20 protein-coding genes and 2 pseudogenes are annotated in these 20,754 nt (G+C 43.5%); 5 read left to right on the top strand and 17 right to left on the bottom strand.

The genetic code is table 11. From position 1 onward, the window contains the following. Window positions 1–37: 37 nt before the first annotated feature. From ACFQS8_RS07160 to ACFQS8_RS07095, 14 genes are all read right to left on the bottom strand, one after another. Window positions 38–1,216: a flavin reductase gene (locus ACFQS8_RS07160; RefSeq protein WP_382166616.1), complete on the bottom strand. Its 1,179-nt coding sequence runs from the start codon at window positions 1,214–1,216 to the stop codon at window positions 38–40. Window positions 1,217–1,237: 21 nt separating this feature from the next. After that, a complete protein-coding gene (locus ACFQS8_RS07155) occupies window positions 1,238–1,561 on the bottom strand; it encodes a hypothetical protein (protein WP_382166627.1) in 324 nt (107 codons plus the stop codon). Window positions 1,562–1,575: 14 nt separating this feature from the next. After that, complete coding sequence (locus tag ACFQS8_RS07150) at window positions 1,576–2,385, bottom strand: alpha/beta fold hydrolase (RefSeq protein ID WP_382166615.1); 810 nt, start codon at window positions 2,383–2,385, stop codon at window positions 1,576–1,578. A gap of 63 nt (window positions 2,386–2,448) precedes the next feature. Continuing rightward, a complete protein-coding gene (locus ACFQS8_RS07145) occupies window positions 2,449–3,336 on the bottom strand; it encodes a dioxygenase family protein (RefSeq protein WP_382166614.1) in 888 nt (295 codons plus the stop codon). 26 nt (window positions 3,337–3,362) lie between these two features. After that, window positions 3,363–3,653 carry a muconolactone Delta-isomerase gene (gene catC, locus ACFQS8_RS07140; protein WP_382166613.1) on the bottom strand — a complete coding sequence of 97 codons (291 nt, stop codon included), beginning with the start codon at window positions 3,651–3,653 and terminating at the stop codon, window positions 3,363–3,365. 23 nt (window positions 3,654–3,676) lie between these two features. Further along, entirely contained in the window at window positions 3,677–4,819 is a 1,143-nt protein-coding gene (locus tag ACFQS8_RS07135; RefSeq protein WP_382166612.1) for a muconate/chloromuconate family cycloisomerase, read from the bottom strand. Continuing rightward, entirely contained in the window at window positions 4,816–5,778 is a 963-nt protein-coding gene (locus tag ACFQS8_RS07130) for a PDR/VanB family oxidoreductase (protein WP_382166611.1), read from the bottom strand. The genes ACFQS8_RS07135 and ACFQS8_RS07130 overlap by 4 nt, the downstream gene beginning before the upstream one ends. Continuing rightward, entirely contained in the window at window positions 5,768–6,523 is a 756-nt protein-coding gene (locus ACFQS8_RS07125) for an SDR family NAD(P)-dependent oxidoreductase (protein WP_382166610.1), read from the bottom strand. The genes ACFQS8_RS07130 and ACFQS8_RS07125 overlap by 11 nt, the downstream gene beginning before the upstream one ends. Continuing rightward, the gene (locus ACFQS8_RS07120; protein ID WP_382166609.1) at window positions 6,520–6,996 is read right to left on the bottom strand and encodes an aromatic-ring-hydroxylating dioxygenase subunit beta; all 477 of its coding nucleotides are present in this window, start codon (window positions 6,994–6,996) and stop codon (window positions 6,520–6,522) included. Before ACFQS8_RS07120 ends, ACFQS8_RS07125 begins: the two co-directional genes overlap by 4 nt. Then, window positions 6,993–8,273: an aromatic ring-hydroxylating oxygenase subunit alpha gene (locus ACFQS8_RS07115; protein WP_382166608.1), complete on the bottom strand. Its 1,281-nt coding sequence runs from the start codon at window positions 8,271–8,273 to the stop codon at window positions 6,993–6,995. The genes ACFQS8_RS07120 and ACFQS8_RS07115 overlap by 4 nt, the downstream gene beginning before the upstream one ends. A 10-nt stretch (window positions 8,274–8,283) precedes the next feature. After that, complete coding sequence (locus ACFQS8_RS07110; RefSeq protein WP_382166607.1) at window positions 8,284–8,823, bottom strand: nuclear transport factor 2 family protein; 540 nt, start codon at window positions 8,821–8,823, stop codon at window positions 8,284–8,286. Between the two features lie 10 nt (window positions 8,824–8,833). Then, window positions 8,834–9,205 (bottom strand): hypothetical protein, encoded by a 372-nt coding sequence (locus ACFQS8_RS07105; protein WP_382166606.1) that lies wholly within the window; start codon window positions 9,203–9,205, stop codon window positions 8,834–8,836. A 27-nt stretch (window positions 9,206–9,232) separates the two neighbouring features. Continuing rightward, window positions 9,233–10,411, bottom strand: coding sequence for an acyl-CoA dehydrogenase family protein (locus ACFQS8_RS07100; RefSeq protein WP_382166605.1), 1,179 nt, complete (start codon window positions 10,409–10,411; stop codon window positions 9,233–9,235). Between the two features lie 11 nt (window positions 10,412–10,422). Then, entirely contained in the window at window positions 10,423–11,595 is a 1,173-nt protein-coding gene (locus ACFQS8_RS07095) for an amidase (RefSeq protein ID WP_382166604.1), read from the bottom strand. Between the two features lie 144 nt (window positions 11,596–11,739). Between ACFQS8_RS07095 and ACFQS8_RS07090 the strand changes: the two genes are divergently transcribed. Further along, window positions 11,740–12,444: a CoA transferase subunit A gene (locus tag ACFQS8_RS07090; RefSeq protein ID WP_382166603.1), complete on the top strand. Its 705-nt coding sequence runs from the start codon at window positions 11,740–11,742 to the stop codon at window positions 12,442–12,444. 1 nt (window position 12,445) lies between these two features. Then, window positions 12,446–13,075, top strand: coding sequence for a 3-oxoacid CoA-transferase subunit B (locus ACFQS8_RS07085; RefSeq protein ID WP_382166602.1), 630 nt, complete (start codon window positions 12,446–12,448; stop codon window positions 13,073–13,075). Between the two features lie 121 nt (window positions 13,076–13,196). On the opposite strand, the gene ACFQS8_RS07080 is transcribed toward ACFQS8_RS07085, so the two are convergent. Continuing rightward, a complete protein-coding gene (locus ACFQS8_RS07080; RefSeq protein WP_382166601.1) occupies window positions 13,197–14,546 on the bottom strand; it encodes an MFS transporter in 1,350 nt (449 codons plus the stop codon). A 34-nt stretch (window positions 14,547–14,580) separates the two neighbouring features. Further along, on the bottom strand, window positions 14,581–15,792 hold the full coding sequence (locus ACFQS8_RS07075; RefSeq protein WP_382166600.1) for an acetyl-CoA C-acetyltransferase: 1,212 nt from the start codon (window positions 15,790–15,792) through the stop codon (window positions 14,581–14,583). Between the two features lie 247 nt (window positions 15,793–16,039). Between ACFQS8_RS07075 and ACFQS8_RS07070 the strand changes: the two are divergent. Both ACFQS8_RS07070 and ACFQS8_RS07065 read left to right on the top strand, forming a co-directional pair. Next, window positions 16,040–16,730: pseudogene (locus ACFQS8_RS07070) on the top strand (IS6 family transposase). Window positions 16,731–17,129: 399 nt separating this feature from the next. Continuing rightward, window positions 17,130–18,472: pseudogene (locus ACFQS8_RS07065) on the top strand (transposase). Between the two features lie 149 nt (window positions 18,473–18,621). Here ACFQS8_RS07065 and ACFQS8_RS07060 read toward each other — a convergent pair. Further along, complete coding sequence (locus tag ACFQS8_RS07060) at window positions 18,622–19,623, bottom strand: helix-turn-helix domain-containing protein (protein WP_382166599.1); 1,002 nt, start codon at window positions 19,621–19,623, stop codon at window positions 18,622–18,624. A gap of 147 nt (window positions 19,624–19,770) precedes the next feature. Between ACFQS8_RS07060 and ACFQS8_RS07055 the strand changes: the two genes are divergently transcribed. Continuing rightward, window positions 19,771–20,586, top strand: coding sequence for a DUF2306 domain-containing protein (locus tag ACFQS8_RS07055; RefSeq protein WP_382166598.1), 816 nt, complete (start codon window positions 19,771–19,773; stop codon window positions 20,584–20,586). Window positions 20,587–20,754: the final 168 nt, after the last annotated feature.

Raw genomic sequence — 20,754 nt, 5'->3', positions numbered from 1 at the left:
CGAAATCAAGTTGCTTAGCTAAAGCCCCCCCCTCAAATTAATCGAAAAGGTCTTCTGCAGCTAATTTAAAAATTTCACTCAATCGTGACCTTTTTTCACCTCTTCTCTGAGAATACACAACCCTTCCCGCAGGCTCATTAGTGATCAACGGGCGCGACGATAACGGTAAACCATCATAGGTAATGTTTGCAGCCGGCTTAGTCATTAAAATAGCAAATCCAATATCGTGCCCAACTAATCCTCTAACCATCTCCAACGATGATGACTTAAAGACAACATTCGTCGGAATACCTGACTTCGTCAAATACCCCTCAAGAAACTGCCGACTAGATTCATGAGAAACGGATATCATATCTCTCCCGATCAAATCGTCTGGAGTAATTTCCGTTTTAGCCGATAACTCATTTGAATCGCTAAGAAGCACATATGGCTCAAACTCTGCCAATAGTTGAGTTTCGATACTTTCCCCCACATCAAAGTCAAACATTATTGCAGCATCTATCTCCCCTGTAGCTAGTGCAGAGTTGAGTCGCCGCTCATCACCTTCAACCAATATCCAATTCAAATTGGGCTGCAGTTTATTCATTTTGGAAATTAGATAGGGCATGATGAATGGCGCAAAAGTATGAAAACACCCAATTCGAAGTGTTTCCTGCTCTGGACATACATCAATGCTATCCAGTGAAACATCTTCTATTTTTTGAGTTGTTCCGTAAACTCGATTTGCATAAACAAGTGCAGATCCATTTCGTCCCTGCTGTATATCATGTACTTCACCAAAACAAACATGATGCGTTCCAACTTTCTTAGTTGCAACGATTTCACAGTCAAAAGCCACCAATGCATCTGCAACATAAGGGGATCCGGTTACTCCTTTTTCCCATTTTGCACAGTCAAATTTATCCTCAAACCGATCTTTATACCTTCCTGCAAAGGTATCGGATATGTAGGCTTGGTTATCTCGCAATACATTTACGCAGAAAACGCCATTTTCAAGTATTGTTTGGGCAGCAGCACTGCTCTCGTTGATGCAAACCAATAAAGTTGGTTTTTCAGTGTCTGCCGAAACTGATGACATCGCTGAAACTGTCACACCTGCTCGACCGGCATCTCCATCCGTGGTGATCACATTTACGGTCGCTGCCGCAAAACTCATCCCTTGAAAAAATTTGCTTTTTAGCTCTTCTTTTGTATCTACAGTCTTTGAACTACTCATTAAGCCAATCTCCTTACAGGATTAACGTTTCCGATATGTTTTTGGGTTAGTTGTCCTAACATCCAGCGTTACCTGCTTAACCTCAGCGAAATGTCTAGAAACGGCACTAAATAACAAATCTGCTAACTGCTCTAAGTCTTTCTCCGATGGCCCTTCCATCAACGCTACGTTTATATGAACAAACGGCTCACTCCCTCCAGATACTCTGAAGTGATTATACGGCATGGCTCGAAGTTTCAGATTCGTTGGAATTATGGCGTTTGCACGTGCAGAAGCTTCAACTAGAAGATCAAGGAAGCACTCTACTTCATCCTTTTCCTCAAATACGTCGCATGAATATTCCACAACTATATGGGGCACTATTTAAACTCCAACAATAGTTCTTTTTCGTAAAATGCTAGCATTTCCTGACAAAATCTCTCAGGCTGCTCCAAATTTAAAAGGTGTCCACCATCCATTAGAATTAACGTGGAATTCTTTATTTTTTCTGCCAAAAACTTCGCATTATCTGGCGGTGTTGCAATATCCTGATTTCCAGCAAGAATAAGTGTCGTGACTTGGTTCAACTCAACCACGCCCCTAAGATCCATATCTCTAATAGCTGCACAACACCCAGAATAACCAACTGTGGAGGTCGACAATATCCAGCCAATCGAAGTCTCTACAGCAAAATCAGATGCGCCCCCATTTGATGAAAACCATTTGTTTGGTGCACTAGCGGCAATTGGCTCCATTCCCTCAGATGTTATTAGGTCTATTCTTTGCTGCCAATTTTCCGGTGGGCCCATGTAGGAAGTTGTCGCTGCAAGTACGAAACTGAGAAACCTTTGAGGGGCGCGAACGCTGAGCTTCTGCCCAATCATTCCACCAAGGGACAATCCACAAAAGTGCGCCTTGGAAACACCTTTATAATCCAAAGTTTCAAGAACATCTAATGCAAGTCTATCAAGAGAATATGCACCAACCGTCGCTTCTGATATGCCATGCCCCCTTGTATCCATTGCCAAACAACAAAATTCTTTTTCAAGAATAGAAATCTCGGTGGCCCACATTTCACTTGTACAGCCCAACGAATGAGAAAAGTACAAGCATGGCTTGGAAATATCACCGAACTGATATCCTGAAAGAAGCGCCCCGTCAGATGCTTTATATAGAATTCTCTCTGGCATAGGAAAGTACTTTCAAAATTCTGCTCTCTTTTCAAAAGTAAGAAAGAGAGCAGAAATTAAACTTTATACAGTTAAACGGGGCCGCGATGATCTGTCTGCAATAGCTGATTTTTCTTTCGCAACAAGCACAAGGTCAAACTCAATTGTAGCTTCACCATTTTCTCGTTTGATATCTGGTACTAAACCTTCGCGTGTGCCATACGCAAAATCATCCATAACAAACGGGTCATCCGCAATATTAATTTGAGTTGTAAGGTGGCGGTATCCATCTACATCTGCAAAGAAATGAACATGAGCTGGACGATTACCGTGACGTCCCAACTTATCAAGCAATTGTTCCGTTGAACCATTGGGGGGTACGGCATACCCTTTAGGCATCACCGTTTTGACCAGATAACTTCCATCTGCACCAACTTTAATCTTACGGCGATTATTGAACGGTTCTTGAGAATTTGTTGGATCAAAGTGAGAATAAAATCCAGAAAGATTCGCATGCCAAACATCAACAATAGCACCCGATAGAGGATTTCCATCCAAATTAAGAACACGACCTCTGATATAGAGGCGTTCCCCGTTTTCTTCCTGATTACTCATAACAGCTTCGTTGTCAGAGAGCGGCGCCCCTTCAACATACAATGGCCCTTCGATAGTACGTGGTGTTCCACCATCAGCTCCAACTTCCTTGTCGCGAGCATCAAGCACTAGGTCAAAAAAGTGTTCAATACCTATGCCCGGAACAATCAACCCAAACTCTGGAGCCGCGTTTCCCATAAATGAGACTGCAGACCAAAACTCGCCTTCAGTTATATTGTGTTTTTCTACAAGTTCGCAGGTCGCTTGCAGCACATCTCTCAAGATCGCCTTTAAACGAGGATCGCCCTGCGCTTGATCAAGACCAGAGGCTTTGTCCAACAAATTTTGAACGTATTCAGTACTCGTTACATTTGTCATGCTTTTTTCTCCCTATTTTTTATATTTTACCGGTCATCAGAGTGTATTGACGATGGGTGATGACACAAAGCTGTTACTTCCACTTCCATGTAAGGAAACAAGGGAAGAGACATCATCAAATCGTGCAATGTTTGAGGGCTATCAACGTCAAAAATACTGACATTTGCATATTGCCCTGCTACTCTCCATAAGTGCCGCCAAATACCCTGCTCCTGCAGTTCTTTAGCCCTCATTTTTTCTTCATCCACTTGCTTAGCAAACAATTCCTTGTCTATATCGTTTGGTACATTCACCTTCATTTCAACTTTAAAGAGCACAAGCGTATCTCCTAATTTATTGTTCAATCGTATTCTGAAAATTCTTGCAGAGCGTCCGGATTTATCTCTACTCCCAACCCTGGCTTTTCACTTATCTCCAAACCAAATTCATGGTAATTGAGAGATTGAAGTATAGGATTTTCGGCGAGCAATAAGGGACCGAATAATTCAGTTCCCCAAGCGAACTCAGGTAAAGTAGAAAATAGATGAGCTGAAGCAATCGTTGCAATTGGCCCCTCAAGCATCGTTCCGCCGTAAAGTGCCATTCCATTTGCTAAACCCAATTCAGCAACTGATCGGCACGCAAACAAACCGCCAGCCTGCGCAATTTTTAGAGCAAACACATCAGCCGCTTTCGCATCAGTAATACGTTTAGCCGCAATGCTACCACCGCGTAACGACTCATCTGCCATGATCGAGGCATGAGTCGTCTCTCGAAGAATTCTGGAGCCCTCTAGATCATTCACACTAAGAGGCTGCTCAACTAGCGTAACACCTGCTTCCACTAATGCAGGTACAGCGCGCTTCGCTGTCGCCAAATCCCAAGCTTGGTTTAGGTCAACGCGTATCGTTGCTTCGCCCTTAAAAGCATCCACTATCCTACCGGCGTGCTCTACATCTTCCTGCCAAGAACGTTTTCCTATTTTGAGTTTGAAATGGCGATGACGCCTATCATCGAGTACCCTCCGCCCTTCAGAAATATCTTGAAGCGTATCTCCACTGGCTAAAGTCCAAGCCACTTCCAAACGGTTTGTAATACGTCCGCCTACCAACTCACTTACTGGCAGACCAGAACGCTTGCCCGTGATGTCCAACAGAGCAGTATCAACAGCCATTTTGGCAAAAAAATTACCAACAACACAGGACCGTATTCGGTACATTACCTCGCCGGGGCGAGCACTATCCATTCCAAGAATGATCGGTTTGAAATACTTTTCTAAAGTTAGCTTTATACCTTCTGGACTTTCATCAGAATATGCCAATCCACCTATGGTAGCTGCCTCCCCAAGCCCAACTAGACCGTCTTCTGTTTCGATTTGTATAACAACGCAGCGCTGATCTTTCATCGTTGCCATTGATAAGGTGTGCGCGCGAATCGTAGGAATACGCAGGATAGTTACTTCCATTCCTACGATTCGCGTTTTCGATGTTGGATACTTGGTCATAAATCCAACACCAATTTTGGAGATTTTGAACGTGAACAACAAACTAAGATGACATCGCCAGCCACTTTCTCTTCATCGGTAAGATACTCACCCCGATGGTCGGGATCACCTTCAAGCACGTCACTCAAACAGGTCCCACATACCCCTTCTTCACAAGAAACATCTATGTCAACACCGGCAGCTTTAAGAACAGATGCTATAGTTTGACCATCTTTCACTTCAACCGTAACACCTGATTTTCGAGCTTCAACAGTGAATGTATCACCAGATGTATCCACATCAGCGCCGAAGTCTTCCTTGTGCCGATAAGCGCTTTCATACCCTTTGGCTTCCGCACCACTTAGAATCCAATCCATGAATCCAGACGGGCCACAAGTATATAGGTGAGTACCCTCTTCCCACTGAGGGATATCTGCGTCTATATCGAAGCTTGGAGCATCATTAGAATGAGAACAGTGCAAATGAGCTTTATCAGCAAATGCACTGCTTGAAATCACATCCCAAAATGCCGATTTACTTTGATCCATCACACAATAATGAAGAGAAAAATCCTTTCCTTCTGCTTGAAGTTGGTAGGCCATAGAAAGAATAGGAGTAATTCCTATGCCGCCACCGATCAGTATATTTCTCTGACTTGCTTCAACCAATGGAAAGTGATTTCTAGGCTCGCTTACGAAAAGCTGATCACCTATCTCAATATCATCATGAATGGATCTAGAGCCGCCACGGGATTCCAACTCTTTCAAGACACCCAATTTATAAACTGTGGTGTCTTCAGGTGATCCCCACAGTGAATACTGTCGAATACACCCGGATTTCGTATGCACATCTATATGAGCACCTGCGCTAAATGCAGTCAAATTGCTGTTATCATGCGTTCCAAGCTCAAGCGATACTACCTGGCCAGGCAATTCCTTACGGGATTTAACTATTAATGACAAAATCTCATTATCTGACATACAATCCACCATTGCAATCAACTGTTGAGCCGGTCATTGAAGCAGCGGATCTTGAAGCCATAAGTAGAGCTATATCTGCAATAAAGTTAGGATTTCCCAGGCGACCAACAGGAATTGACTGTGTTACTGCTTCCAATTTTTCTGGCGGTAAAATCTCTCGAACAAGTTCTACATCCAAAGGCCCAGGAGATATTGCATTTACAGTGACGCCTTTTTTAGCAAGGTCTCGCGCAAAAACCTTTGTCAAAGTTACAATGCCCCCCTTTGATGCTGCATAGTGAGCACCGGTCGCAGCTCCACCATTTTGCGCAGCCAAGGATGCAAGGTTTACAATTCTACCATACCCTTCCTCAGAAAAATATTTTCCAAAAACTTGGCAGCCCAAGAAAGTCCCTCTCATGTTTACGTCAACAATTTGAGAAAATTCTTCAGGACTAATGTCAAAAAGTGAGGTAGTACGTGTCATACCTGCATTATTGATGAGCACATCTGCACGCCCCCATAGGGATAACGCTTTAGCTAAAGTACTCTCGAAATCAGATTTTTTACATACATCCAGTACGCCCCCCTCGGCTACACCACCTTTTGTTCGAATAAGTTCAACGGTTTCATCAATTCGAGATGTATCGAGATCAGTCACTAGAACTTTGTAGCGATTTGCTGCAAATTTTTGCGCCAAATCGCTGCCCAAGCCGCGCCCAGCACCTGTTACAACAACAACATCTGACTGGTCCGGCTTATTCATAACAAGAATCCCATCGCCGATACCGCTTCTTCGCCATTGATTAACTTGACGATTTTTTTCTTAAGCTTCAAACCATCGTTTGTATTTATGACAACAATATCAACATCTGCTGCCAAAATTCGTATTATATCACGACGATATTCTACAAGATGCTGAGCAGCCCGCAGAGTCATTTCATTTTCAGAGTGATCAACAACAACAAAACGAGATGTAGTTCTGACGGTCCTAGCGGCAGTTAAAGCAGACTGAGAAAATGATGACTGGAGTCGCACAACACGCTTCCGACGCATTTTATCGTCATCGTAAGCATAATTGAGAGTGTCAGCATAATCTTCAGCAGTTTGATCAATTGGGATAATATACAAACCTTCTTTATCCCAAAGCTCCAGCCATTCATCATAGCTTTGAGTATCTAGAATTTCTGCCTCGCGCCATAAAAACTGCACTACGTTCTCAAAAGTTAAATTGCTCATACTGACATCATCCGTTTCCACATTTGATAAGCCGCGCGCATTCCAGTCTCAGCACAGACGTCACCTCTATTTTCACCATTTGGCCCCTTGCCCTCGCTATCCAAATCTCGGTTCAACATAATCCGCATGTTTGGACCTCCATTGGCACCACGTTGAACCCGCTCCCATGCCTCCGCATCATCTGGACTTCCGAATCCCATCGGTCCTTGAAAATGTTCATGAAGTCGCAATCTCATTTGATTGGCAGCTTTGGGCCCGCCCTTCATGGTTATAACAACATGACGAATTTCAGTCTCTTGCACCGAGATAGGACGTAAAACTCGGAAAAATGCCATTGAACAAGCAATATTAGGAAACAGATTAAGGTTGAATCCACTCCCCCCTACAGCACGAACAATTCTGCAAACTTCTTCTTCAGAGTGCTCTTTGCGAAGCTCTTCAGCCAATTCTTCAAAACGATCTGGAATAGGCTCATCAAGGTTTTCTTCCAGGTCCACTAACTCTGGGATCATAACCATTACACTGTGGCCATTTCCAAGGTCTTCAACGAAGCCATCACCATCAAGAAATGAGAACAATTCCTCGGCTTGCTGATCAAGTGATTTAAGAAAGGACTTGTGAACTACTGGAAAATGGTAGGCATCCGTTGTATTCTCAAGCTGAATTTTCCAGTTACCCGGGAAACGAAATTTATGCTCACCATCAGTCACTGAAACAGGGTAACCAGCACCTTGTTTCATGAATAAATCGATCCAAGGTTTGGCTTTTCCTAAGAATTCATCCAATGGGGGGGCATCATCATTGAAAGTCGCAAAAATCATTCCATTGTAATGCTCAACGCGAAGACTTTCGAGGCTGTATTTCGATTTATCAAAACTTTCGTCATAGCCGTCAGCCATCGGTACACCGCGCAAAGAACCATCTTGGCCGTATCCCCATCCATGATAGGGACAGACAAAACTGTTTGCTTTCCCTTTTTTACCTTCACAAACAGTAGCTGCTCGGTGGCGACACCGGTTCAGCAAAACATGTACTGTGCCTTTGCGGTCCCTATTTACGATAACAGGTTGACGTCCCACATAGGTAGTAATGTATTCTCCTTTTTCGGCAATTTCGCTTTCGTGCGCAACCCAAACCCATGTCTTATTAAAGATACGATCCATCTCCATTTCGAAAAGCTCAGGATCGTTGTACAATGATGTGTGCACGCTATCTTGACGTACCAATTCTTCGAAATCTCGTTCGGATCTTGTGTTATCAATAATAGTATTGCTCATTTTCCAGCTCCTAATTTTTGTCTACAATCGGCGTCGGGATGGGCGCATTGGAATGCCATCCTCCCTCAACAGGTCTTCCAAACAAATTGGTGGTTGAGAATTGGCTTATTCGCCACTTTCCGGTTTCTACTTTAAATTTTAAATTCAATCGCGCGGCCAAAACAAAACTTTGTTCATTTGAAAAAGTGGGCGTTTGAAGCATCACCCAACTTCCCGTCGCAGTTTTAGACTTAACTAAAAGGTTCTCACTCGTTAAAAAATGAACATTAGAGGAAAAATGAGGTTTAGGGTCGCCGTATTCTTTTAGAAAATTGACGATTTCTTCGCGCCCTTTATGCCCTCCAAATGCGGTCTTGTACTTGTTTCCTGTCCCAACCCAAACAGCGTCTTTAGAAAACAATTCCCCCAGTTCATCATAAGGTGTTTCAGGAGTTAGCTCATCGCAAATTTCCATGTATCTTGCCACAAGACCTCTAATTCTGCTTTCGCCCTCCAACGCATCTAAACGCGCCGAAAGTTTAGAGATTTGTGACTTGTAAGTACCCGCCATTGCTTAATGCCTAACTCGAATATTGTGCTGGCACTTCTAAAGAGCGCCCCATACGAGCCTCAACCCGGCAATATTTCCACAGACGGTATTCACCAACTTCAATCGTTCTAAAAAGATTACAAGCCTCTATGACACTATCTCGGTCGGGCATGTCTGCCATAATATATGCAGTCCATGGAAAACCATTTGGCGCTGTACCAACCATTGTTTCGTCATCATCAAGCATTCCCAATATTTCCACGCCTGGAATTTGAGATATTCCGCCCATCATCTCACCAAAAGCCGACCAAACAGTTCCAATCTCAGAAGACGGTAATTCAAAGAAGTTTTGCAAAATGGCGATACAAAATAGAGTGCGTATTTTTTTTGGTTCTTCAGTCATTTTATTTTCCATCTTAAAGCAATATTTTTATAGAACATCGTACCCATGTACCGCTGGCGAATTCACCATAACTTTCCCAGCGTTTATAAATGTCCCTTCCCCGAGGAAGGCATGTTGGGCGGTGACCATTGCATCTGTGAGATAGCGAGAGAGAGGGTTCTTGTTAAATATCCCCATCGTTCCAGCCATCTCAAAACAGGCTCGGGCTACTTCTGCGCCCGTGCGCCCAGCATGAGAGGAAGCTAAACGTAATTGCATGTTGAATTCACGGCTCAGTTCTCGACCAGCACTGATTTCTTCCCATGCAGCATCTGTACTACTATACATCCAAGCGCGAGCAGACTCTAACTTCGCCACCGATTCTCCTAAATGAAGTTGCACATTCGAACGGTCGCCCAATGTAGGAGCGCCCGTTATTGACTTAGATTTATCTGCAATAGACAAGATGTGGTCGATAGCCGCTCTAGCAACCCCTAATCCACACACCGCCAAAACTTGTGCAGCCATGGCCAAAGAAGGATATCTGTATGCTGGCGTATCAATTGAAGGCTGAGCACCACGTACCAACAAAAATTCTTTAGGAACAAACACATCCTCTACTACAAGGTCATGACTTCCCGTCCCCGTCATACCAATGGTATCCCAAACAGGATCAATTTTCACATCACTTGCTGGCATCACAGCCATTAATGGAAGGTCACTAAATTCATCCTTGCCTTCGACTGAAATCCCAACCCCGATATAATCGGCCCCCATAGAGCCACTACCAAAGCCCCAACGGCCATTTACGATTACTCCACCCTCAACACTTTTAGCTGGCTGAGGCGGAAATACAGCACCTGAAAAAACGATATCTGGAGTATCGGCATAAATCTTCCGTAGAGTGTCAACCGGCAAAGATTGCAAATATTTTGTCGCAAAACTAAAACTCGCCACCCATCCAGTAGAGCCGTCAGCTTCAGCCACTCTTTCGATAAGCCTTAATAGATCTGATGGATGCATTTCTGTACCGCCAAACTCTGGAGGTACCAAACTTCTATACAGCCCCACGCTTTTAAGTTCTTCGATAATATCTTGACTTACAAAACGCTGATCTCTTATCTCATCCGTTCGGCTCTTAACGTCACCCAAAAGCGCAACCAATCGAGCCTCATCATGCTTGACGGAAGACCTAGGCAAATCAAAACCACTTCTAGATAAAGACACAGTCTATCCTTTCAAATTTTACTAATCAGACGAGAAAAGTTTGAAGCCTCAAATTCACGAGCGAAAGACACCAACTTTTCATCTTCATTTTTGGGAGCAATTAACTGCAATCCGATTGGATACCCACCTACAGAAGGCATCGGAATTGAGATCGCAGGGTGGCCCGAAAGATTAAATGGACGAGTAAGTGCTGTAATATTCAAAAAACGCATCAAATCGTCAGCATCTAGAACCTTTGGGGGGAAGATCGGCAAAGTCGGCAATGCTAAAAGATCATATTGCTCGAAAGCAGCATCTACTTCAGCTGTAAACGTCTCGCGGACCTTTTCGGCCTCCAATATATCTTCCGAGCTTATTTTTTCAGCCAACTTAAGGCGAGAGGCAACGTCAATTCCTACCGCCTCAGTACCCAACAATTCTTTAAATGCGCTATGAGTTTCGAACGATATTACCGTCAATCCAGCAGAATGAGCTGCACTAAAACTCTTGAGGTTATATTTATCTAGACGCCCCAAAAAACCCAGGAGCACACTCAATACACTCTCATAAATGTCCGGCTGCGCTTCAACTTCTAAGTAAGCTACTTTTAAGTCACCAATTTTAGAGAGCAACTTCCAATCAGGAGCCAAAGCCCTCATTGCCACATCAATATATTTAGCTTCAGAGGCCAATGGCCCAGGACAATCCAAAGAAGAAAATTCTGGCAGCAGCCCTCGCCGTGAAACACGCCCAAAGGTCGGCTTTAAACCCAACACACCACAACAAGCAGCGGGAACTCGAATAGACCCACCTGTATCTGTTCCGACTGCCCAATCCACCGCCCCTGCAGCTACTGCTACAGCAGATCCACTGGAGGACCCTCCAGGTATTATTTCTGGATAATTTGGATTGGTTGGTGTTCCAGTGTAGTCATTCAAGCCCGTTACACCGTATGCAAGCTCATGCATATTGGTCTTACCAACAATTTTCATACCCGAATTTAAGATCAACTCCACTATTTCGGCATTTTCCAAGGCCGGCGGCACATTGGCGAGCGCTCGACTACCTACGCGCGTTTGAACGCCAGCAACGTCTATAACATCCTTAATTCCCACTGACACATCACCATCACCAAGCTCCAAAGCACTCACAAATACAGACGATAAGCCACGAAAAGTTTCGTCTTTTTTGATGATACGAATCACTAAAAACCTCCCTCACTTAAAGCTTCACTCGATCAAGCCATATTCGTGCGAATATATATGCTATCAATTATTACTTGATTTTTCAAGTATCATGAAATATTTTAAGGGGCAAGAGTCTAGAGACAAAATAGGTGAAGCAACAATATGAGCAACAAAATTTATTCAAGCGCCTCTAGCGCTTTGAAAGATATCGTATCCAATCAATCTACTGTAATGGTTGGAGGTTTTGGGTTATGCGGAATGCCAGAAACACTCATTACTGCTCTCAAAGACACAGGAGTAACTAACCTCACGTGCATATCCAATAATGCAGGCACGGAAGGCTCTGGACTTTGGTTGCTATTGCAAACGAAACAAATTAAAAAGATGATTTCCTCATACGTTGGGGACAATAAGTTGTTCGCTGAACAGTATCTAAACGGCGAACTTGAACTGGAGTTTTCGCCCCAAGGAACGCTCGCCGAGAGGTGCAGAGCTGGAGGGGCAGGCATTGCTGCTTTCTACACCAGAACTGGATATGGAACGCTGATTGCCGAAGGCAAAGAAGTCGCTGAATTTGATGGCGTGCCACATATTTTGGAACGCGGCATCAAGGCAGACTTAGCTCTCATAAAAGCAGAAACTGCCGACGAGGAAGGAAACCTCATCTACCGAAAAACAGCTCGCAACTTCAACCCTGATATGGCAATGGGCGGACGCATAACCATTGCAGAAGTTGAACATATCGTACCAACAGGAACGCTCGATCCAGACAAAATTCATACTCCAGGAATCTTTGTTCAGAGAATTATAAAATCCCAAACACCTAAAAAAATTGAACGTAAAACTACGCGTCAGAGAGAGGTGTAATATGGCTTGGACAAGAGATGAGATGGCTGCAAGAGCCGCAAAAGAGATCCAAGCAGGATTTTATGTCAACTTAGGTATCGGAATTCCTACCCTTGTTGCAAATCACGTCCCCCCCAATTTAGAACTAACTCTACAGTCTGAAAATGGAATGTTAGGGATGGGACCATTTCCTTATGAAGATGAAGTTGATCCTGACCTCATAAACGCGGGCAAGGAAACTATCACAGAATTAGACCGAACATCTTATTTTGGGTCGTCCTCATCCTTTGCGATGATCAGAGGTGGCCATGTTGATCTAGCAATCTTAGGAACGATGGAAGTTTCCCAAGATGGAGATATCGCAAACTGGACCATCCCAGGAAAGCTAATAAAAGGAATGGGCGGCGCAATGGATCTTGTTGCAGGTGCCAAGCGTGTTGTTGTCCTTACGGATCATACAACGAAACGAGGCACCTCAAAGCTGCTCGCTTCCTGCAAGTTACCAATTACTGGAAAAAGCGTAGTGAGCCGGGTTATCACCGAACTAGGAGTGTTTGATGTAACAGGATCCTCATTCAAAATAGTTGAACTTTCAACTAACGTGACATCCAATGAAGTGAAAGAAAAAACGGCCGGAAGAATTGAATTTTAAGAAGCGCACCGTCCTAAAGAATAATACACAGGCTTTTAGTAACAGCAAAAATTATGGATGTACGGCATACTCATAAAATCAAGTTTCATTGTGAAGATAACAAACTATCATTCTGACGTATCTAGCATTTTTGTAGGAACATAAAAAAAGAAACGACCAATGCGGGAATTGAAAACACTACAAACAAAGCATACATTGTCCAACCAGCGTCTACGAGAAACCCAGCAAGAATTGGGGAGGCAACAGCACCTAACCGACCGATGCCCAATGAAAAGCCAATTCCAGTTGCGCGCTCTGTAACCCCATATGCACGACTCACAACGGTATACATCCCAGTAAACGCACCATAAAGCGCAACACCTATCGCCCAGATCATAAGATTCAAGCTAAATAAATTATCTGGCTGCACTGCTGAAAAACTAACTAAAAGCCCTGCTGCTAAAAAAAATCCAATCCCCAAAGTTACGGACAAGTTTAAATGCAGCGTAATCACCGCAATCGCAAAGATCCCAATTACTCCCCCAAAATTCAAAAGAGTGAGAGCGTTTATTCCCTGCGATCGTGAATAACCCACACTTTCGTAAAGTGACGGAATCCAAGTCAACAAGAAATAGATCGTCAAATAGGCAGCAAAAAAACAAGTTACTAAAACAACCGTTTTCATGAAATACTGCTTGCCAAATATCGCGCTCCCTCCCCTCACCTCAAAGCTTATTTTTTCTAAAGGCATTTGGTCAATTTTTTCCCGCCTAACAAAAGACAACGACTTATTAATTCGTCTCAACCACTCAACGTGATTTTGCTTCTGCACCTCCATAAAGTTTAATGACTCAGGAAGAAAAAAATACACGACGGGAACGAACATAAAACCCAATACTCCCCCACCTAAGAACATCATTTGCCAACCATATAAAGGAAGCACCAATTGAGCGATAGGCCCAACGCACAAAGCACCCAAAGGATACCCAGAGACAACAATAGGAACTATGAAATTCTTCCATTTTTCGGGGGTGTATTCTATGGTGATAGCTGTCGTACTCGCCATAATTACACCTATTCCCAAGCCCGTCACAAGACGCACGCCAATCATTTGCTGCAGTGACTCTTGAATTAAACTCGAAACTATTAAACACGACGAGGTACAAATCAACGCTCCCAATATCATTGGCCTCCGTCCAAACTTGTCGCACCATGGCGCAAGAAACGATGCCCCCATCGCCATACCCAATAAAGCGGCGGTAAGTATATATCCCTTTTCTATACTAGACAGCCCCCACTCTGACTGAATCAACGTTGCACCCGCGGACATAGACACGATATCATACCCATCTAGAACGTTGAGAAGGAAACATACGCCTGCGATCATCAATATACCTGGCGTAAGAGGCCCAGAATCTATTATTTCACGAACTGAAGAAGAGCGTTCACTTCCTTCGGTTTTGTTAGATTTCTGCATTTTCGCCTCCTTCATGTCTCACCTTCAATACGATCAAACCAATGAAATATTAAACTTTTTCAAATACTGCGGCTAAGCCCTGCCCTCCACCAATACACATCGTTTCAAGACCATATTTAACGTCACGACGTTTCATCTCATACGCCAACGTGGTTAAGATACGCGCACCGGTAGCCCCTAAAGGGTGTCCCAGTGAAATTCCCGATCCATTGACATTAATCCGGTCGAAATCTCCATCACTAAGCCCCAAAACTTGACCGCATGCGAGCACTTGAGAGGCAAACGCTTCATTTAATTCGATAAGATCTATATCACTGAGTTGTAGGCCAACCATTTTAAGAGCCTTGAGTGTTGAAGGCACTGGCCCCATCCCCATCATTTCTGGTCTAACACCAGAGATTGACCAAGAAACCAACTTTAAAAACGGATTTAATTCGAACTCCTCAGCTTTCTTACGAGTTGTGACAATACACATCGCAGCACCATCATTTTGACCGCTCGCATTTCCTGCTGTAACGGTTGCTTCGACATCTACATGTCCAAGAATTGGTCTAAGCTTAGATAGGCTTTCAAGCGTCGTATCTGGACGAGGGTGTTCGTCATCAGTTATCGTCAAGTTCTCTTTCTTATGCCTTACAGTTATTGGGATAATTTCGTCTTTAAAAAGATCTAACTTCTTTGCTCTTTGGGCTCTAGCTTGAGACAACAGCGCGTATGCATCCTGTGCTTCTCTTGAAATATTATATTCTCTTCGAACGTTCTCCGCGGTTTCCAACATGCCACCTGGTATCGGATATTTATCGCCTCCGGCATTTATTCTTCCATGAAGCAAGCTATCCTTCATCAATACACCCTCTCCACTTCCGATTCCCCACCGACTAGAGGTGTTGTAAATCGGCGCATTACTCATTGATTCCACACCACCAGCCAACACCAAGTCACTACCGCCTGAAGCCACCTGCATAATGCCATAAATAACAGACTGAAGACCAGAACCACATCTACGGTCTATCTGAATTCCACCCGCGGTATGAGGCAATCCAGAATCTAAACCTACGACTCGCCCAATAGATGGAGCATCCATAGTCGGGTAACATTGCCCCAAGATCACATCGTCAACGAATTCACCTGAAAGCCCTGTACGATTCATCATCTTGGACAGGACTTGGATCGCTAAATTTTTAGCCTCAACGCACTTAAACACTCCACCGAAACGACCAACAGGTGACCTCACAGGTTCGCAAATTACAACTTCCCGCATGCTCTTACTCTCTTCTATTGCTCAATTTTGACAGATCACCCCAATTACTTTTTTGACAGTAATTTGCATCAGATTCTGTTTACTTGGATTAGAGATCATTTTACTTGATTATTCAACAAAAATGATCGAGGGGGCGTCAGATCAAGTTACAAATTGCCAACATAACCAGTTTTCGCTGAGTCTGAACGATGAAAATCTACATCTACCGATACTTCAAACCTCACCTGAGATCATCAAACTTGCAGTGATGATGTATATCCGTTTTCCACTTCCACTAAGGAATGTTAAAGACCTTATTCATGAGCGTGGAATAGGTTTGGTCCCTACTTCGCATCAAAGATCCCTCGTAAACGATCGGCTCAAATGCGTAAATTCACACAATGGCCATGGCAGCTCGATGAAGCTCCTGTAGGAGGCTTTTCCACCTAACTATGATCTACTAGATCAAAGTTTTGGGCTCGAAAGTCGTCAAATTCAATGGAGAGCTTCATTATTTATGGCGTGCTGTTGATCATGAGGATGAAGTTCTCGAAGCTTACGTCACCAAAAGCAGCAACAAACGGGCAGCATTGAAGTTTTTACGCAAAGCAATGAAGCGACATGGACCTCCGAAACATTTAGTGACAGTCCGATTGCTTTCTTATGGAGCAGCCATGAAAGAAATCGGAAACGCTGAAAACCAACGTACGGGCCTCTGGCTAAACAATAGATGCGAGAATTCACTTCAGCCATTCAGACGACGAGAAAAGGTAATGAATAAGTTCCGACAGACAAAGAGCTTACAGAAATTCGCTGCCCGTCAATCGTCAATTTACAATCCCTTCAATCTGGAGCGACACCTCTACTCAAGACCAAATTTCAAACGAAATCGCGACGTCGCATTGAGCGAATGGCAGCAACTTTTTGTGAGCAAAAGAAACGTCGAAAGCCAAGTATGAGAGACCAGTTAGCTTTTGTCTGACACCACCGCCATCTTACCCTTATAACATTGTATTTATAAGATTTTCAACAAAATAGACGCCATCGTGTACTTTGTCGTGTTCTTTACGCTTTCTATAACGCCCGAATAATTTTTCTGCCCGCTCTCCCAAAAAATTAAACATCTACCAAATATAGTTTTGTCATATGCTCTAACTTCTAAGTTGGCTGACTTAGATAGAGTTTCAGCCTACTCCAATCAAAAATTCCAGAATTAACATCTACTGCTCCCCCCGGGCATAAGCTATTGCTTATTTCGTGATGGGACATGAAATGGCCGATTGTGTTGAAAAAGGTCTCTACATTTCGATCGAATATTGATTCACTGTTTTCATGTTGAATAGGCATGGAGCAAGGTCATGATGGGAGAGCGCAAATCGAGGCAAGATGCGCTGTTTTATGAGTTTAGTTTGGACACGCATATTCCTAAAGACCATTTGCTAAGCAAGATCGACAAGCTGATGGATTTTTCAGAAATCCGCGCAGAACTAGCCCCTTATTATAGTTCTGAAGGTCGACCTTATATCTGCCCTGAACTTATGATTAGGATGCTGGTGGCTGGCTATTGCTTTGGTATTCGTTCCGAACGTCGCTTGTACGAGGAAGTCCATCTTAATCTGGCTTATCGCTGGTTTTGCCGTTTGGGATTAGATGGTGAGGTTCCATATCATTTTACCTTTTCCAAAAACAGACATGGTCGCTTTCGGGAGTGTGATGTGTTCCGCAAGCTGTTTGATATGGTATTTCGCCAATGCATCAAAGCCAAGCTTGTCGGTGGAGAAGCTTTTGCAGTCGACGGCAGTTTAATCCAGGCAGCCCGACAGGCGAAGAAGGTTTGCCCGCAGATAAAACCAGTCGTGCGATTGAAGAATATTTTTCTGTTCTAGATAATGCCGCTTTCGGAGCAGCTAGTGAGAAAATACCCAAATACTATTCCGAAACGGATCCAGCTTCCCGATGGACAGGAGCACACAATGGACCAGCTTTCTATGCTTATGCTGTCAACTATCTGATTGATAATGAGCATGCTGTGATCGTTGATGTAGAACCGACCACAGCCATACGACAAGCAGAAGTAACCGCAGCCAAACGTATGTTAGATAGAGTTGAAGAACGACATAAGCTTTATCCCGCACGTCTGGCTGTTGATACAGGTTATGGCTCTGGTCCCATGCTCGAATGGTTAGTCGAGGAAAAAGGTATTGAGCCGTATATTCCTGTATTTGATAAGGGCGAGCGCAAGGATGGCGCATTTCCTAGATCAGAGTTCACATTTGAACATGATGCGAACCAATATATATGTCCGGCAGGTAAACCTCTACGTCAATTTAATCGTCAGCCTAAAAAGCAACATTCAGGTGTGACAAAAGCCGGTTTTCGTAATTACAGAGCCAAGAAATCTGACTGTGATATTTGTCCGCTGAAAGAGAAATGTTGCCCCACACAACCCCATCGCAAAATCCTGCGCTCTATCCATGAAGGTGCACGCGATATGGCAAGGGATATTGCCAAAACAGTTGCCTATCTACAATCAAGACGGGAGCGCAAAAAGGTCGAAATGTTGTTTGGACACCTCAAACGCATTCTCGGCATGACAAAATTACGCCTTGGAGGACCAAATGGAGCCAGAGATGAGTTCCATCTTGCCGCTACAGCGCAAAACCTCAGGAAACTAGCGAAACTGGTTCTCATTCCAGCATAGAGAAAGGGAAAACCTGATTACACTCGCCATATAGGTCAACTATTGAAGCGAGGTTTTTCAACACGATCGGCCCAAAGCTGTCCGATGAACAGAACAATTTTAGGAACTATATGCCGTTCTGACAGATGCTTCAATTAGGTGTTTTGAATCTAATTTTTGTCCTGCAACCTCTTGTTACGGTATGAAGTTGGATTTTCTCCAGTCTCTTCTTTAAAGGCTCTATTAAATGGTCCAATTGATGAAAAACCACAATCAAATGCGATCACTAGAATAGAGATATCTTTGCTAGCCTCTGAATTCAGCATGCTTTTCGCCACTTCTATACGGTAATGGTTGATCATGTGGTTGAAGTTTCGAAAACCAAGCAAGCCAGTTATACAATTCCTTACATTGTGATCACTTTCACCGAGTGCGTTGGCAAAACCTGAAAGCTTTAAATCATGCTTGAGGAATAATTTCTGTGTATTCAGTTGCTCTAGGATTCGTTGAGATAAGACTTGCTCATCTTCGGTCACATCCGTTAAGACGCGTTGTTTTCGCTTAGCCTTTGGGTGAAGGTGTTTTTTGCGATATCTCCACCCCCACACATTTAGAAGAATAACAATTCCTGCACAAAGTAATTTTATCGTATCACTTGATCTATCAGCCCAAGAATTATCCGATACACCGCTCAGCCATATGACGGAAATAGCCATTAATCCCCCATAAATTGACGAGTAAACTAACCGGAACCGTTTTTCACTAAGTGGAAAATCTTTACTATAATTAGACCAAGCTTCCAGTGGAGCGAGTAGTAATACTGCCGAGCTTAAGAGAGTATGTAGGCTAGCCGCCATTCTAATCCCAGTAAAAAGGATTCCAGTTTCAGCTCGTTTCGTGGCAAATGCATCGATTAAAACTCCAGTTGTTACGAGCAAAGCAACAACATAGATCGGCCATGCGTCTTTTGGGAAATCCGGCTTGAATAAAGCTCTGGCTAGCAACCAGGAAAAACCACAGCTAGCAGATCCGGCAGCGCCAATAATTATACCCCAACTTCCCCAATTAAATGTGGTGGAAAGAATATACGAGCTTATCGATATAAAAAATGCAATGGCAACAATATCGAGGGGCCACTTTTCCCAAGCTGCCGATTTCAGTATCCGCTTCACAGAGTGGGTAAATGCTAATCTGATGGTAATTTCTCGTACTAAATTAGTTTTTTTAATAGCCGATTTCGAAATCAGTAAGACTCAATCGCCTAAAAACATCAATTAGTCCCTAGGTTCAATTTTGCAATCTTACACTAGGGACGTAACATGACAAAACCTTCAACTTTAAAGCAATCGCGTGTATTTCAAAATCTCTTAGATTGGTCGGGAAGTGCTTGGTTTATAATCGCCGCGATTGGTCAGTTGGGTTTTATCGTCTTTATCATTGGTTTCTACGGCACCCGCATTTTTTTTGGGAACATTGCCGCGTGGAGTGATAAAAATCTGATTGACGGCTATATTGAAGGTGATTTGGCAGGCAATTTGATGTTTGCTATTCACGTGCTTACAGCGGCTGTTATGATTTTATCGGGGTTAATACAACTTACACCCCAAATCCGTAAACGTGCCCCTCATCTTCATCGCATTTCTGGACGGATCTATCTCGTCACAGCTTGCTTTTTGGCTGTTGGCGGACTTTGGATGACATGGATCAGAGGGACTCATCTAAACATTATTGGTGCATATGCGATCACATTAGATGCGATTCTGATCTTAGTGTGTGCATATAACACGGTAAAAAATGCTATTCTTAGAGATATAAAAACACATCAGCGCTGGGCAATGCGCCTATTTATGGCTGCAAATGGAGTGTGGTTTATGCGCGTCTCAATTATGGCGTGGATGATCATTGCGGGTGGACCCGTTGGGATGAACCAAGATATGTCAGGTCCGGCTAATCATGCGATGGCATTTGGTTGTTATCTTATACCTTTAGGACTGTATGAGCTTTACCGAATTTCTAGACAAATTCCATCAATTGGGTTCAAAATAGCAACGACCATATTGATGTGTATTGCAATAATGTTTACTGGCCTTGGAGTTTTCGGAACGATCAACTCTATGTGGATGCCATATCTATAAGTGTTTGCTTTGCCAAAATTGTATCTGTCTGCTTTTGGCGAAACTCTTCCTGTTCACCATGGTATAATTGGCCCTAAGCTGCCTGATGAACAATGCGGCCATATAGACAATTGTAGACTACTTAGAAATGATGCAAACCTAATTTGAGTTTGGGGGTAGCTATACAAT

It is taken from the genome of Hirschia litorea, assembly GCF_042665075.1.
Lineage (GTDB): Bacteria > Pseudomonadota > Alphaproteobacteria > Caulobacterales > Hyphomonadaceae > Hirschia > Hirschia litorea.
Note: the sequence above shows the minus strand (reverse complement) of the source record. Positions and strands in the feature narration are given on the sequence as shown.

Bases quoted from the DNA above. Each gene is read 5' to 3' on its own strand.
- ACFQS8_RS07160 (WP_382166616.1), bottom strand. From the start codon at position 1,216: ATGAGTAGTTCAAAGACTGTAGATACAAAAGAAGAGCTAAAAAGCAAA.
- ACFQS8_RS07150 (WP_382166615.1), bottom strand. From the start codon at position 2,385: ATGCCAGAGAGAATTCTATATAAAGCATCTGACGGGGCGCTTCTTTCA.
- ACFQS8_RS07145 (WP_382166614.1), bottom strand. From the start codon at position 3,336: ATGACAAATGTAACGAGTACTGAATACGTTCAAAATTTGTTGGACAAA.
- ACFQS8_RS07135 (WP_382166612.1), bottom strand. From the start codon at position 4,819: ATGACCAAGTATCCAACATCGAAAACGCGAATCGTAGGAATGGAAGTA.
- ACFQS8_RS07130 (WP_382166611.1), bottom strand. From the start codon at position 5,778: ATGTCAGATAATGAGATTTTGTCATTAATAGTTAAATCCCGTAAGGAA.
- ACFQS8_RS07125 (WP_382166610.1), bottom strand. From the start codon at position 6,523: ATGAATAAGCCGGACCAGTCAGATGTTGTTGTTGTAACAGGTGCTGGG.
- ACFQS8_RS07120 (WP_382166609.1), bottom strand. From the start codon at position 6,996: ATGAGCAATTTAACTTTTGAGAACGTAGTGCAGTTTTTATGGCGCGAG.
- ACFQS8_RS07115 (WP_382166608.1), bottom strand. From the start codon at position 8,273: ATGAGCAATACTATTATTGATAACACAAGATCCGAACGAGATTTCGAA.
- ACFQS8_RS07110 (WP_382166607.1), bottom strand. From the start codon at position 8,823: ATGGCGGGTACTTACAAGTCACAAATCTCTAAACTTTCGGCGCGTTTA.
- ACFQS8_RS07105 (WP_382166606.1), bottom strand. From the start codon at position 9,205: ATGACTGAAGAACCAAAAAAAATACGCACTCTATTTTGTATCGCCATT.
- ACFQS8_RS07090 (WP_382166603.1), top strand. From the start codon at position 11,740: ATGAGCAACAAAATTTATTCAAGCGCCTCTAGCGCTTTGAAAGATATC.
- ACFQS8_RS07085 (WP_382166602.1), top strand. From the start codon at position 12,446: ATGGCTTGGACAAGAGATGAGATGGCTGCAAGAGCCGCAAAAGAGATC.
- ACFQS8_RS07080 (WP_382166601.1), bottom strand. From the start codon at position 14,546: ATGAAGGAGGCGAAAATGCAGAAATCTAACAAAACCGAAGGAAGTGAA.
- ACFQS8_RS07075 (WP_382166600.1), bottom strand. From the start codon at position 15,792: ATGCGGGAAGTTGTAATTTGCGAACCTGTGAGGTCACCTGTTGGTCGT.
- ACFQS8_RS07055 (WP_382166598.1), top strand. From the start codon at position 19,771: ATGACAAAACCTTCAACTTTAAAGCAATCGCGTGTATTTCAAAATCTC.